Annotated in this window: 14 protein-coding genes and 1 tRNA gene; 11 read left to right on the top strand and 4 right to left on the bottom strand. The window is 69.7% G+C overall.

Annotation, left to right across the window (positions count from 1 at the left end; genetic code table 11):
• Positions 1–656: 656 nt before the first annotated feature.
• Positions 657–729: transfer RNA gene (locus J4H91_RS09395), tRNA-Met, on the bottom strand.
• A gap of 173 nt (positions 730–902) precedes the next feature.
• Here J4H91_RS09395 and J4H91_RS09390 point away from each other — a divergent pair.
• Positions 903–1,193, top strand: coding sequence for a hypothetical protein (locus J4H91_RS09390; RefSeq protein WP_208046000.1), 291 nt, complete (start codon positions 903–905; stop codon positions 1,191–1,193).
• A 26-nt stretch (positions 1,194–1,219) separates the two neighbouring features.
• Here J4H91_RS09390 and J4H91_RS09385 read toward each other — a convergent pair whose 3' ends face one another.
• Positions 1,220–1,840, bottom strand: a complete 621-nt coding sequence (locus tag J4H91_RS09385; protein WP_208045999.1) for a maleylpyruvate isomerase N-terminal domain-containing protein — start codon at positions 1,838–1,840, stop codon at positions 1,220–1,222.
• Between the two features lie 144 nt (positions 1,841–1,984).
• Between J4H91_RS09385 and J4H91_RS09380 the strand changes: the two genes are divergently transcribed.
• Positions 1,985–3,133 (top strand): PQQ-dependent sugar dehydrogenase, encoded by a 1,149-nt coding sequence (locus tag J4H91_RS09380; protein WP_208045998.1) that lies wholly within the window; start codon positions 1,985–1,987, stop codon positions 3,131–3,133.
• Here the strand turns inward: J4H91_RS09380 and J4H91_RS09375 are convergent.
• The gene (locus J4H91_RS09375) at positions 3,113–3,460 is read right to left on the bottom strand and encodes a DUF7882 family protein (protein ID WP_208045997.1); all 348 of its coding nucleotides are present in this window, start codon (positions 3,458–3,460) and stop codon (positions 3,113–3,115) included. The two genes, J4H91_RS09380 and J4H91_RS09375, sit on opposite strands and share 21 nt — an antisense overlap.
• A gap of 231 nt (positions 3,461–3,691) precedes the next feature.
• Between J4H91_RS09375 and J4H91_RS09370 the strand changes: the two genes are divergently transcribed.
• From J4H91_RS09370 to J4H91_RS09345, 6 genes are all read left to right on the top strand, one after another.
• On the top strand, positions 3,692–4,351 hold the full coding sequence (locus tag J4H91_RS09370; protein WP_208045996.1) for a LuxR C-terminal-related transcriptional regulator: 660 nt from the start codon (positions 3,692–3,694) through the stop codon (positions 4,349–4,351).
• A 63-nt stretch (positions 4,352–4,414) separates the two neighbouring features.
• Positions 4,415–5,221, top strand: a complete 807-nt coding sequence (locus tag J4H91_RS09365; RefSeq protein WP_208045995.1) for a DUF1206 domain-containing protein — start codon at positions 4,415–4,417, stop codon at positions 5,219–5,221.
• Between the two features lie 110 nt (positions 5,222–5,331).
• Complete coding sequence (locus J4H91_RS09360; RefSeq protein WP_208045994.1) at positions 5,332–5,574, top strand: hypothetical protein; 243 nt, start codon at positions 5,332–5,334, stop codon at positions 5,572–5,574.
• Positions 5,575–5,961: 387 nt separating this feature from the next.
• Positions 5,962–6,165, top strand: a complete 204-nt coding sequence (locus J4H91_RS09355) for a cold-shock protein (protein WP_208045993.1) — start codon at positions 5,962–5,964, stop codon at positions 6,163–6,165.
• A gap of 101 nt (positions 6,166–6,266) precedes the next feature.
• The gene (locus tag J4H91_RS09350) at positions 6,267–7,127 is read left to right on the top strand and encodes an EamA family transporter (RefSeq protein ID WP_341783501.1); all 861 of its coding nucleotides are present in this window, start codon (positions 6,267–6,269) and stop codon (positions 7,125–7,127) included.
• Between the two features lie 161 nt (positions 7,128–7,288).
• A complete protein-coding gene (locus J4H91_RS09345; protein WP_341783500.1) occupies positions 7,289–8,539 on the top strand; it encodes a peptidoglycan DD-metalloendopeptidase family protein in 1,251 nt (416 codons plus the stop codon).
• A 106-nt stretch (positions 8,540–8,645) separates the two neighbouring features.
• Here the strand turns inward: J4H91_RS09345 and ppa are convergent, their stop codons facing one another.
• The gene (ppa, locus tag J4H91_RS09340; protein WP_208045991.1) at positions 8,646–9,140 is read right to left on the bottom strand and encodes an inorganic diphosphatase; all 495 of its coding nucleotides are present in this window, start codon (positions 9,138–9,140) and stop codon (positions 8,646–8,648) included.
• A 290-nt stretch (positions 9,141–9,430) separates the two neighbouring features.
• On the opposite strand from ppa, the gene tilS reads away from it, so the two are divergent.
• The 3 genes from tilS (at position 9,431) to ftsH (ending at position 13,598) form a co-directional block, all read left to right on the top strand.
• Positions 9,431–10,471 carry a tRNA lysidine(34) synthetase TilS gene (gene tilS / locus J4H91_RS09335; protein ID WP_208045990.1) on the top strand — a complete coding sequence of 347 codons (1,041 nt, stop codon included), beginning with the start codon at positions 9,431–9,433 and terminating at the stop codon, positions 10,469–10,471.
• 185 nt (positions 10,472–10,656) lie between these two features.
• Positions 10,657–11,217, top strand: a complete 561-nt coding sequence (gene hpt, locus J4H91_RS09330) for a hypoxanthine phosphoribosyltransferase (protein ID WP_208045989.1) — start codon at positions 10,657–10,659, stop codon at positions 11,215–11,217.
• 134 nt (positions 11,218–11,351) lie between these two features.
• Positions 11,352–13,598: an ATP-dependent zinc metalloprotease FtsH gene (gene ftsH, locus J4H91_RS09325; RefSeq protein ID WP_243752838.1), complete on the top strand. Its 2,247-nt coding sequence runs from the start codon at positions 11,352–11,354 to the stop codon at positions 13,596–13,598.

Genomic DNA, 13,598 nt, shown 5'->3' with positions numbered 1-13,598 from the left:
CGGTTCTCCGCAACGCGGATCACGTCGTCTCTGAATTCCTTGGGAAAGGGCTTGGGCATGATGACATCCTTCCAGGCCAGCCTCTCGGCTAGCCATGTTTGATGTCACCTGTTCCTGCACCAGACCCATACCTCTCTGCGCTCGCAGGGTGCGAGCCTCACTACGAACACTAAGTCATACCTCCGACAACCTCACCTGCAGGGTACTAACTGGCATGTCTGCATGCTGCCTGCTGACGAGAGGGCGCGCCAGCCCGGGCCATCGTTGGGCCATTCTTGCCAAGAAAAACAACTGAAACCAACTGACACTCACTGACTGAAACCGCATGTTTCTGCGGATCGCTCCCATATATACAGTGCTGAAGAACCCCTGATCACACTGAAAATCGAAAGGTCACCGGATCGATGCCGGTCGGAGCCACGTAACGGCTATTACACCGTTGCTGAACCCCCGCGTAGCTTCTACATCGCGGGGGTTCTTTACTTTTCCACTCGTCGTCGAGTTCGCAGCTGGTCCAGCGAGCGCGTTGCGACAATGACGCAGTAGATGGGTATAGGAGCGCTATCGAGCCCCCACTACTGCGATACTGCGGCGCTCGACCGAATCGGACACGGCTCCCAATCCGGGGGCGAGAGTCCGCCCGGCCCGGCCGTTCGACGCGACGGCGGGATTCGAACCCGCGCATCCCCGACTATGAATCGGGTACCGAAACCACTTCGGAACGCCGCGATATCTGCCACGGTACGCGAATCGCGACCGCAGATCTCCGATGTTACGCAGCTTTTACCCGGATGACATCGAAAGTCTCGGGGCTTGATTCCGCACCTTCCGAGGTGTAGGGCTGAGTACGCGTTAGGTCGTCGAGGTGCCCGAACGGCTTGCGGCCCACCTAGACTCGGCGTATGACTCGCGCACAGCGCTCGCGCCGCTCACACCGCCCGCACGGTCCGCAGCGTCCGCGCCGCCGACTCGGCCTCTGGCTCGTGTGGGGCGGTGCCGCGCTGATCGCGGCCTCGATCCCTCAGTTCTTCTTCGGCGTGCCGCTCTCCGAGGGCTTCGCTCCGGCCGGCCTCTCGCTCGGACCGATCGCCGTCATCGGAGGGATCGTGCTTCTCACCTCGCGCCGCCCCGTGCGCGGCGAGCGCTACGTCGATGACGGTTCCGCCCTCCGCAACCTCGATCATCTGCAGTGACCTGTAGCGACCCGCACGCGCCCGCGTTACGGCAGCACCGAGAACCCCGCGGGCAGAACGCCGCGCCCGGTGATCGCGAGCAGCAGTTCGGCCCCGGTTCCCGAATCGAGCGCGAGGCCCGCGGCCAGCTCCAGGGTGCTGCGCAGCGCCGGGAGGGGCGGCGCGGCGGGCAGGCCCGAGGCGCGGGCGATGTCGAGACCGTGCACGATCAGTTCGAAGGTGCGGGTGGGCAGGTAGTCGCTCAGCCGCATCCCGCCCACGACCGTCGTGATCGACCGGTCATCGATTCCCGACAGGGATCCCGTGACGCGATTCACGATCGCCTCGAATGCGGGCGAGGGATCCGCTCCGAGCGCAGCGCCGGCATCGATCCCTCGCCGCAGCACGGCGTCGGGGTTGGCATTCGGGATCGCTCCGACGCGCGCGTAGTACTCGGCCGCGCTCGCGGCGTCCGCGCGGTCAGCCGGTGTTCGAAGGTACTCTTCCACGGTGAGCAGCGCACGGCTCGTATGCCCGACGAGTGCGCGCATGTCCCAGTCGCCGAGGCCCGGGCCGCTCCAGGCGGCCTCAGGCAGGTCACGCACCAGCTCGCCGGTCCAGCGCGCGGCGGCGGTGAATACCTCGATCGTCTCGCCCAAGCTGCTCATCACGCCCTCCTTGCTGCCTCAGCCCGAGCGTACCTCGTGTCTGTCAGAGGCGCGGGGTAGCGTGGCACCATGGTCGACCGGCACCGGCACCGGCACCAGTGCGGGAGCGACCGGCCGGCACGAAGAGGTGAGGGAGGCGACGCGATGAGGGATCGGAGGAGCGGAGCGGCGGCGGTCGCGAGGGGAGGGGCGTGCGGCCCCGCCCCGCCGCGGGCGGCCGCGAGGGCGGTCGCGGTCGCGGCGGCGCTCGCACTCGCCGGAGTTCTCGGCGGCTGCGCCGGGGAGGCCGGGGGCGAGCCGGCACCCACGGGAGGCGGCTCCGAACCCGAGTCGGGGGCTGAGGCCCTCTCCGCCCCCGCCCCCGTCGTGTCGGGGTTGGAGGCGCCGTGGTCGGTGGTGTTCCACGAGGGCACGCCGATCCTCAGCGAGCGCGACTCCGGGCGCATCCTCCTGCTCGATCCCGAGGGCGAGGTCGTCGAACTCGTCACCGTGGACAGCACCCACCGCGTCGAGGGCGGGCTGCTCGGGCTCGCGGTGCGCGACGATCACCTCTACGCCTACGCCACGTTCGGCGACGAGAACCGCATCGTGCGCTACCCGCTCATCGGCGAGGGATCGAGCCTCGCGGCAGGAGACCCCGAGCCAGTCCTCTCAGGCATCCCCGCCGGCACCAATCACAACGGCGGCCGCATCGCCTTCGGCCCGGACGGCATGCTCTACGCGACGACGGGAGACGCCGGCGACACCGACCATGCGCAGGATCTCGACTCGCTCGCGGGCAAGATCCTGCGCATGACCCCCGACGGCGGGGTACCAAGCGACAACCCGTTCGAGGGCTCTCACGTCTACAGCTACGGACATCGCAACCCCCAGGGCATCGCCTGGGCCGAAGACGGCACGATGTACGCCTCTGAGTTCGGGCAGAACACCTGGGACGAGCTGAACGTGATCGAGGCGGGCGGCGACTACGGCTGGCCGGAGGCCGAAGGCCTCTCAGGAGACGCGAGGTACATCGACCCCGTGCAGCAGTGGGAGCCGGCGAATGCGAGTCCGAGCGGCATCGCCACCCATGAGGGCAGCATCTGGATCGCCAATCTGCGCGGCGCTTCCCTCCGCGAGGTGCCCCTCGACGCCCCCGCCTCATCCGTGGTGCACTACGCGGGCGAATACGGTCGCATCCGCGACATCGCGGTCGCGCCCGACGGGCGGCTCTGGATGGTCACGGGCAACACCGACGGCCGCGGCGATCCCTCGCCGCAAGACGATCGCATCCTACGCCTGCCCGCGCCCTGACTCCTCGGCGCCCTGCGGGAGCGCGCTCCGGTCGGGGCCGGGCTCGGGCATGAGCACGAGCCCGTGCTCGGAGTACGACGCCCGCATGAGCTGCTCCACCCAGCGGCGCGAGAGCACGATCCGTTCCCGGGAGGAGGAGTGGAAGACTATCGGAACCGACGGGGTGATCCACAGCGAGACCGGACTGCTCCTGCCGTCGCACGGCGTCCAGGTGAGGAAGAACGATTCCCGCTTCCGCAGTCGTGCCGTGATGACGACACGAAGATGCTCGAGGGTGCGATCGTCGAACTCGTAGCGCTGTTTCTTGCCGTAGCTGAGTGTTCCCAAGAGAGCTTTCGTGTGTCGTGGTCGTGCGGTTCGACTGGCGCAGCGCCGCCCCGGCGGCCCATCCGTCGGAGCCGTCGGAGCGCGCGAGAAGAAGAGCTGCAGCGCCGACAGTACCGATCGTCGCCTCACCCCTGGGGGTGTGTTCTCGACGCCGCAGGTCCCTTAGAATCACGCGGAAACCGGGGGTATCGGAGCCCCCGCTGCCGCCCTCGAACTCCCTATACTCAAGGTGTGCACCGAGATCCCCTGCGCTTGCGCCTGCTCAACGACTACGAGGTCGTGCTCGCCGGTCTCGGGGCTATGCTCAGGCCGTTCGCCGATCGCGTGCGCATCGTCGAGGCCGATATCGGCGTCGAGGCGAAGCGTCCCGTCGATGTGACCCTGTACGACACCTTCGCGGGGGTGCAGCCCGACCAGGATGACATCGATGCGGTGCTCGCGGACCCGTTGGCGGGAGCGGTGGTGGTCTACTCCTGGAACACCCATGACGAGCTCGTCCGCGCCGCCCTCGAGAAGGGCTGCCGCGGGTACCTCGGTAAGACGATGCCGGCTGCCGAGCTCGTAGAGGCCCTGGAGCGCGTGGCCGCCGGCAGCACCGTCGCCCGGAAAGGATCGCTTCCGGCGCCCGGAGCCGAGCTCTCGACTCCGGGGGCCGATTGGCCCGGCCGGGCGCAGGGCCTCAGCGTACGTGAGGCCGAGATCGTGGCGCTCATCACGCAGGGCTTCACGAACTCGGAGATCGCCGCCCGCAGCTACATCAGCATGAACTCCCTGAAGTCCTACATCCGCTCGGCCTACCGCAAGATGGGCGTCGAGCGGCGGTCTCAGGCGGTGCGATGGGGCATCGAGCACGGGATGCTGCCGTCGGCGTCCGAGCGCAGCGGTCGGTGACCGTGCTGGGCGAGGGACCGGCGACGCCCTCCCGCGCCGCAGACGGCGAGGGGTGCGATCGCGATGGATGAGCGCATCCGCTCCGCGGCCCGTTCGGCCGAGCGCTCCTCGCCGTTCCGGCTGCTCGCCCGCGGCGGCTACGTCGCGAACGGCCTCATCCACGTGCTCATCGGCTCGCTCGTGATCGCTGCCCTGGTGCAGGGGGGTCGGGCGCGCGCTGATCAGGCCGGCGCTCTGGAGGCGATCGCATCGGTGCCGCTGGGGCTCGCGGTGCTCTGGGCGATCGTCGTGCTGCTCGGTGCGCTGGGCGCCTTCCACGGGGTCCACGGCTTCGCGCTGCGCCGGGAATCGCGGCGGGAGCGCTGGGGCCGCCGGCTGTCGGAGTGGGGGCAGGCCTGCGCTTTCATCGTCATGGGCGGCATCGCCGCGGTCATCGCAGTCGGGGCTAGGCCCGACCCGGATGAGAGCGCCCAGGAGGCCAGCCGCGGGCTGCTGGGGCTCCCGGGCGGATGGGCGCTGCTCGGACTCGCGGGTGCAGGCGTGGGTGTGGCGGGCATCGTCTGGATCGTGATGGGGGTGGGGCGGAGCTTCCGGAAGCAGTTGCGACTTCCGCAGGGCCGAGCCGGGCGCCTGATCTCAGCACTCGGGGCCGTGGGCTTCGTGTCGAAAGGGATCGCGCTGCTCGCGGTCGGAGGGCTGCTGATCAGCGCGACCGTGCAGCGGGACCCCGAAGCGGCCGGCGCGCTCGACGCCGCGGTCGGGTCGCTCCGAGGTCTGCCGTTCGGCGAGGCCGTCATGCTCGTGATCGGGGCGGGCTTCATCGTGTACGGCGTGTTCTGCGTCTTCCGCGCCCGGCTCGCGACGCTGTGAGACGTCTCCGTATAGCCTCTTCTCCTGCCTCGCGTCAACGCCCTGTCCTCTCCGAGAGCCGCGCGTACCGTGGAGATCCAGACCACACCGGATCACTGAGGAGGTCGAATATGTCTGAGAACGAAGAGCATGATGTTCACGAGGCCACCGAGACCGAGGCGCAGAACGGTCACGGCACCGCGAGCGCACCATCAGGGGGCAAGACGCAGGACCGTCCGATACTCGACGGCTCGACCGTCGACTACGGTCGCGCCGGATCGGGAGTGAACCCTCGATACGGCGAGGAGGATCCCGGGCTCGTGCGGCATCCCGAGACGGGGGAGAAGACGCCGACGCCCGACGAGGAGAGCTGACGCCGCGCCGTCGCACCGCCGAGAGTCGACGAACCGGAAATGGGGAGAAGACGGGAAAGAGCGGGAGACGGGGGTTCCGTTCTGAGCCTCGACGTGTAGGCTTATCGAGAAGCACCGAAGAATCGAGTGCAGTTCCCGTTCAACGATCGCCGTATTGCTCGGCGTCGCACTCAGTTTCTTGTTTTCCAGGCGGCTCAGCCGCTCTTCTCAATCGGATCGATTTCTCATCTTCTTCGCGCGTGACTCTCGCGGCCCGGATCACTCGGCCGCTCGCCTCACGTTGCCCCTGCGCCGCCTCCAGGGCGACGCCCCAGACTCCGTGTCGGCATCGCCGTCGCGGTCATCCGGGCCGCTGACGCGGTCCACGACACTGTAAGGAAAGGCGCTATGGCAACTGGCACCGTCAAATGGTTCAACTCCGAAAAGGGCTTCGGCTTCATCGCTCCCGATGACGGCTCGCGAGACGTGTTCGCGCACTTCAGCGCGATCTCGGGTTCGGGCTACCGCAGCCTGGAAGAGAACCAGCGCGTGGAGTTCGAGACCGAGGAGGGCCCCAAGGGCCCGCAGGCGGCTGACATCCGCGCTCTCTGAGCCTCTCGCGGGCCGGTGCCGCTGAGCACCGGCCCGCGCAGCTCACCCGTGGGGCGCGCGTTCGCGCGTCAGCCCCGTGACCCGGAGTAGAGTGCTCTTCCGTGGCCTCCTCCCTCGCGCCGCTGCAGCGCATCCCGCCCAGCGCACTCGCGATCCTCGCCATCTTCAGCGTGCAGTTCGGCAACGCGCTGGTGGGATCCCTCTTCGACGCCGTCGGACCGTTCGGGGCGGCCGCCTGCCGCCTCTGCTTCGCCGCCGCGATACTCGCGCTCGTCGTGCGCCCGAGGATGCGCGGCTGGAGCCGTCGCACCTGGCTGGGCGTCGTGCTGCTCGGCATCGGCCTCGGCGGCATGAACCTCTTCATCTATCTCGCCATCCAGCAGATCCCGATCGGTATCGCCGTGACGATCGAGCTGATGGGCCCGCTCGCCGTCGCCGCCATCGGCATCCGCCGAGTCGTCGACGCGGTCTGGGTGGTGCTCGCCGTCGCCGGCGTCGCGCTGCTCGGCCTCCGCGGAGGCCCCTCGTTCGAAGCCGTCGGCGTGCTCTTCGCCCTCGTCGCGGCTGCTTTCTGGGCGCTCTACATCCTCTGCTCAGCCATGCTCGGCCCGCGCGTTCGCGGCGTCGACGGGCTCGCAGCGGCGAGCGTGGTGGCTGCGCTCGTCATCGCTCCCTTCGGCGTGGGAGAGGCGATCGCGGCGATGGCCGTGGATCCCTCGCTGATCCTCGCGTTCCTCGGCCTCGCCCTGCTCACCTCGGCGGTCCCCTACACGCTCGAGTTCGTCTCGCTGAAGCGCATGTCGTCGCGGGTGTTCGGCGTGCTCTCCAGCCTCGGCCCCGCGGTCGCCGCGCTCGCCGGATTCGTCGTGCTGCACCAGCGTCTCGAGCCGCTGCAACTGCTCGCCATGCTGCTCGTGATCGCCGCGAGCGCCGGGGTTGTCGCGGGGTCGCGCGCCCGCTGAGGAGGGCGGCGCGGAATGCCTCGCCGCACGCGGCGGATGTTATTCTCCGAGCCCCGCGCGAGCGACGATGCTAGCGTGTCTGTGGGGAGAATCCCGCGAGAGGGGTGTATGACGCGATGGTAGACCGGGGACGACGCAGGCTGAGGAGCATTCTCGGAGCCGTGGGAGCGACGCTGCTGGTCGGCGCGATGCTGGTCGGCGGGCAGGGCGCGGCGACCCCGGCTCAGGCCGTCGATCTCCCGACGTGGGACGATGTGCAGCAGGCGAAGAACAACCAGGCCAGCGCCGCGGCGAAGGTCAAGGAGATCGAAGGGCTGATCGCCGCCGGCGAGAAGGAGCTCGAGCGCCTGCGCAACCTGCACGCGACCACCATCCAGGAACTCCAGGAGGCCGAGGCCGCGCTCGCCGCAGCCGCTGCGAAGGCCCAGACGCTCAATGAGCAGGCCGCGGCCAGCCGCGAGGAGGCTGACCGCGCCGCCGAGCAGGCCGGCGTGATCGTCGCGCAGATGTACCGCTCGGGCGGCGTCGACCGCAGCATGGAGCTCTTCCTCGACTCCGACGGCGAGACGGCCGATGCGCTGCTCGAACGGCTCGCCTCGATGTCGAAGGCCACCGAGCGCAACACCCAGCTCTCGGAGGAGGCCGAGCAGGCGGCCAACACCGCGGACTCGCTCGGCAAGCAGGCGAAGGCCGCCGAGGAGGAGCGCGAGGTGCTGCGCCAGGACAAGGAGCAGAAGGAGGCCGCGGCCGCCGAGGCGGTGACCAGCCAGGGCGAGCTGGTGCGGCAGCAGGAGGAGCAGCAGCGTGACCTCGAGGTCAAGCTCGAGGCGCTCAAGGACACGACCACCAAGACGGTCGCCGGATACCAGGAGCGCCTGCGCATCGAGGAGGAGCAGCGCCGCGCCGCCGCGGAGGAGGCCGCCCGCCGCGCAGCCGAGGCCAACGCCGGCGGCGGTGGTGGAGGAGGCGGCGTCGTGGCACCGCCGCCCGGCGGTGGCGGGGGCGGCGGCGGAGGCGTCAGCAACGGCTGGGTGATCCCGACCTCCGGCTACTACGTCTCCGAGGGCTTCGGCGCGTACCCCCGCAACCACACGGGCATCGACCTCGCCACGGGATGCGGCACGCCGATCGTATCGGCAGCCCCGGGCGTGGTGGCGCTCACCTACTGGGACGGCGGCGGTGGCGGCAACATGGTCAGCGTGAACCACCCGAACGGCTGGCAGACCCGCTACGCGCACATGATCGGCTGGGCAGTCGTGTCGCCCGGACAGCCGGTCGGGGCCGGTCAGGTCATCGGTTACGTCGGCACGACCGGCGCGAGCACCGGCTGCCATCTGCACTTCGAGATGCGCCCCAACCAGGACAACGGCTGGTACGGCTTCGTCAACCCGGCCTACTACATCAACTTCTGATCGGGACGTTCGCGGCCGAGTCCGCTGCGGGCGATGCGAAAGAGGGGGTGAGGGATCCGCGGATCCCTCACCCCCTCTTTCATGCGGGGCGCGCGCCCCGCCGCACTCAATGCCCCTCGGCCTTGAGGCGCTCCTGAGCTTCGACGATGAGCTGCTCGGCGTCGGCCGCCGAACCCCAGGCATCGACCTTGACCCACTTGCCGGGCTCGAGATCCTTGTAGTGCTCGAAGAAGTGCTCGATCTCCTTGCGGGTGTACTCCGGGATGTCCGCGACGTCCTGGATGTGCGCCCAGCGCGGATCCTTGTGCTGCACCGCGATGACCTTGTCGTCGCCGCCGGCCTCGTCGCTCATCTTGAGCACGCCGACGGGGCGCACCTTGACGCCGACGCCGGGGAACACCGGGTAGTCGAGCAGCACGAGCACGTCGAGCGGATCGCCGTCCTCGCCGAGGGTCTCCTCGAAGAAACCGTAGTCGGTGGGGTAGACGAAGCCCGTGTAGAGCACGCGGTCGAGGTAGACGCGACCGGTCTCGTGGTCGACCTCGTACTTGTTGCGGCTGCCCTTCGGGATTTCGATGACGGCGTCGAATGCTGCGGCCATATGGAGCTCCTAGCGGTGTGAGAAGGTGGCGTGCACGATCCGGCCGCCTGGCGCGCCGGAGCACGGCTCTAGCGTACCCGCTCGATCTCCAGACGCTTCCGCGCGCTGACCTCGGTACCCATGCGGGGCCGGGAGCGAGGCCGCCGATACCGGGTGGCGACCCATCGAGCTGCGGGGGCGCCGGTACGACTGCGCGGGCGCCCTAGGGCGGCCCGCGAGCCGGGCGCTGCGCGCTGCGCGGCACCGGTGGTCGAGGGCGGCTCGTCCCGGTGAGGCGCTACCGTGGGGGCATGGTGCAGCGGGCGGTTCTCGAGACCAGGGCGTCGGCGCGGCGCGCGCTTCGCGGGTGGCTGACCGAGCGCGCCCCGGAAGCCGGGCGGGGCGCGTCGCCCCCGCTCGTGCTCGTCGCGCTCTCGGGCGGGGCCGACTCCCTCGCGCTCGCCGCCGCTGTCGCCTACGAGGCTCCGCGCGTCGGCCTGAGGCCCGGCGCCGTCGTGGTGGATCACGGCCTGCAACGGGAGTCCGCATCGGTCGCGGCGGGCGCGGCCGAGCAGGCCGCAGCGCTCGGCCTCGACCCGGTGCACGTGGAGCGCGTGCGGGTGGAAGGCGAGCGCGGCGAGGGGCCCGAGGCCGCCGCGCGCGACGCCAGGTACGCAGCCTTCGCGCGCGTGGCGGGGCGCACGCGCGCGGCGGCGATCCTCACCGCCCATACCCGAGACGACCAGGCGGAGCAGGTGCTGCTCGCCCTCGCGCGCGGATCGGGGCTGCGCAGCATCGCAGGCATTCCGCAGCGGCGGCCGCTCCCGGGCTCCGAGGGGGCGATCGTGCTGCGGCCGTTCCTCGGAGAACGGCCCGCGATCACCCGGCAGACCACCCTCGCAGCCTGCGGCGAGCTGGGGCTCGAGTATTGGCGAGACCCCCACAACGGCGACCCCGTCTACGCACGCGTGCGCGTGCGAGAGCGGGTGCTGCCGGAGCTGGAGCGCGAGCTCGGGCCTGGGATCGCGGCGGCACTCGCACGCTCGGCCGACCTCGCGCGCGACGACGCGGACGCCTTGGACGCGCTCGCCGAGGAAACCCTCGAGGAGATCGTGGAGCACGCCGAGGCGGGGATCGCGGTGTCGCTCGCCGCGCTCGCGGCGAACCCGCCGGCGCTCAGGCACCGCATGATCCGGACGATCGCCCGCGCGGAGTTCGGGGTGCAACTCAGCCGGGAGCACACCCTCGCGGTCGCGCGGCTCGTCACCGACTGGCGCGGGCAGGGACCGATCGACGTACCGGGCGCATCGGTGCGGCGCGAACTGGGCCGCCTCGTGTTCACCGCACGCTGAGCCCCGATCCCTCGCCTGCCCCCGTCCTCGTCCACCGTCCCGTGAGTCGGATCTGACCCGTCATTCGGACGAGAACCCGCGATTCCGTCCGAACGACGGGTGCGATCCGAACGAGCAGACGCCCGCTGGGGGCGAGAACGCGACCCGTCCTCCGCGCCCCGCCGAGCAGTGGGAGAATGGAGCGCATGGACGCGAAACACCTGGGAGACGAGCTCTCCGTCGTGCTGCACACCGAGGCCGAACTGCACGCGCGCCTCGCCGAACTGGCCCGCGAGATCGAAGCCGACTACGCCGACGAGCCCCCGCTGCTCGTCGGCGTGCTCAAGGGCGCGGTGATGGTGATGGCGGATCTCGCCCGCGAGCTGCGGTTCCACGCGCAGATGGACTGGATGGCCGTCTCCTCCTACGGCGCGGGCACCAAGTCGAGCGGCGTCGTGAAGATCCTGAAGGACCTCGATTCCGATATCACCGACCGCGACGTGCTGATCGTCGAGGACATCATCGACTCCGGCCTCACTCTGCACTGGCTGAAGGAGAACCTGGAGAGCCGCGGCGCGAGGTCCGTGCGTATCTGCACGATGCTGCGCAAGCCCGACGCGATGAAGGTCGACCTCGAGGTCGCGTACAACGGCTTCGACATCCCCGTCGACTTCGTCGTGGGCTACGGCCTCGACTACGCGGAGGACTACCGCAACCTGCGCGACGTGGCGATCCTCGCACCGCACGTCTACGGCGGGGAGGGCTGAGCGGATCCCTCGCCCCCTGGGCCCCGGCTGCGCCGTGAGCGGACAAACGCCCCCGCTCCAGGCCGGTGTCAGTGGCATTCGTTACGCTAGCTCCTGCTGGACGTCCCGGCACGGTCATCTCGAAAGGCGCCGACTTGGCAGAGAAATCAACGAAGAGCACGTCGAAGACCCGGAAGCTGCTGCGCGGCCCGCTGCTCTACCTGGTCCTCGCACCGCTGATCGTGCTGCTCGGCTGGTCGCTGCTCTCGGGCGGCGACACCCGTGAGGTGACGACCGAGCGCGGACTCGAGATGATCTCGAGCGAGCAGGTGAAGAAGGCCGAGATCGTCGACGGCGATCAGCGCGTCAACCTCGAACTCGCGAAGACCGACAAGAAGACCGGCACCGCCAAGGTCTACTTCTACTACGTGGAGCAGCGCGGCGCCGACGTGGTCGCCGCGATCGACGAGGCGAAGCCCAAGGACGGCTTCACCGACAAGGTGCCGCAGCCCAACCCGATCTGGTCGCTGCTCGGCTTCCTCCTTCCGATGCTGCTCATCGGCCTGCTGATCTGGTGGATGCTCTCCTCCATGCAGGGCGGCGGTCGCGGCGTCATGCAGTTCGGCAAGAACAAGGCCAAGCTGATGTCCAAGGACATGCCGCAGGTCACCTTCGCGGATGTCGCCGGAGCCGACGAGGCGGTCGAGGAGCTGCACGAGATCAAGGACTTCCTGCAAGACGCCTCGCGCTTCCAGGCCGTCGGGGCTCGCATTCCGAAGGGCGTGCTGCTCTACGGCCCGCCCGGCACGGGCAAGACGCTGCTCGCCCGCGCCGTGGCAGGCGAGGCCGGTGTGCCCTTCTACTCGATCTCCGGCTCCGACTTCGTGGAGATGTTCGTCGGCGTCGGCGCGAGCCGCGTGCGCGACCTCTTCAAGGAGGCGAAGGCCAACGCGCCCGCCATCATCTTCGTCGACGAGATCGACGCCGTCGGTCAGCGTCGCGGGCAGGGCATGGGCGGCGGTCACGACGAGCGCGAGCAGACGCTCAACCAGCTGCTCGTCGAGATGGACGGCTTCGACCCCAAGACCAACGTCATCATGATCGCGGCGACCAACCGGCCCGACATGCTCGACCCCGCGCTGCTGCGCCCGGGCCGCTTCGACCGGCAGATCGGCGTCGACGCCCCCGACATGCCGGGTCGCCTCAAGATCCTGCAGGTGCACTCGAAGGGCAAGCCGCTGTCGCAGAGCGTCGACCTCGAGGTCGTCGCACGCAAGACGCCCGGCTTCTCCGGCGCCGATCTCGCGAACGTGCTCAACGAGGCGGCGCTGCTGACCGCGCGATCGAACGCGCAGCTCATCGACAACCGCGCCCTCGATGAGGCCATCGATCGCGTGATCGCCGGCCCCCAGCGCCGCACCCGCGTCATGAAGGATCGCGAGAAGCTCATCACGGCCTACCACGAGGGCGGTCACGCGCTCGTCGCCGCCGGGCTGAACCACACCGACCCCGTCACGAAGATCACGATCCTGCCGAGAGGTCGGGCGCTGGGCTACACGATGGTCATCCCGCTCGAGGACAAGTACTCGGTGACCCGCAACGAGTTGCAGGATCAGCTTGCCTACGCGCTCGGCGGCCGCGTCGCCGAGGAGCTCGTGTTCCACGACCCCACCACGGGCGCGGGCAACGACATCGAGAAGGCCACCGGCACGGCGCGCAAGATGGTCACCGAGTACGGTATGACCACCACCGTCGGCCCCGTGAAGCTCGGACAGGCGCAGCCCGGTGCCTTCATGGGCGAGTTCGGGCAGAGCCGAGACTACTCCGAAGGCGTCGCGGTGACGATCGACAGCGAGGTGCGCGCCCTGCTCGAGCAGGCGCACAACGAGGCCTACGAGGTGCTGGTGATGAACCGCGACATTCTCGACAACCTGGCGCGCGAGCTGCTCGAGAAGGAGACGCTCGACCACATCCAGATCGCCGAGATCTTCCGCGACGTGAAGAAGCTGCCCGAGCGGCCCGTCTGGCTCTCGAGCACGGACCGGCCGATCTCGGACCGACCCCCGATCGAGGTGCCGGTCGCGGTGCGCACCGACGGCGAACGGGCGAACGCCGACGATGTCGAGGTGAAGCCCGCGGCCGGTGAGGCAGCATCCGAGGGCGACGCGGCGAAACCCGCGGACGGCAGTGCCGCCGCGGGCGAGAGCGCCGCGGGCGTCGCGGGGCAGACCTCGACCGAGGGTGCAGCAGGCGAGGCGCCTCCCGCCCAGACCCCGCCCGCGCCGACCTCGGACGGGACGGGCGCCGGGAGCGACGCTCAGCACCCCGCGAACCCCTCGCAGGGCGGGACCGGCCTGCCGCCCCGCAACCTCGGTGTTCCCGACCGCGACGACGACCGGTAG

Origin of the sequence: Leucobacter ruminantium, from assembly GCF_017565705.1 — a bacterium.
Lineage (GTDB): Bacteria > Actinomycetota > Actinomycetes > Actinomycetales > Microbacteriaceae > Leucobacter > Leucobacter ruminantium.
The sequence above is the reverse complement of the archived record's forward strand: the minus strand, read 5'-3'. Positions and strand labels throughout refer to the sequence as shown.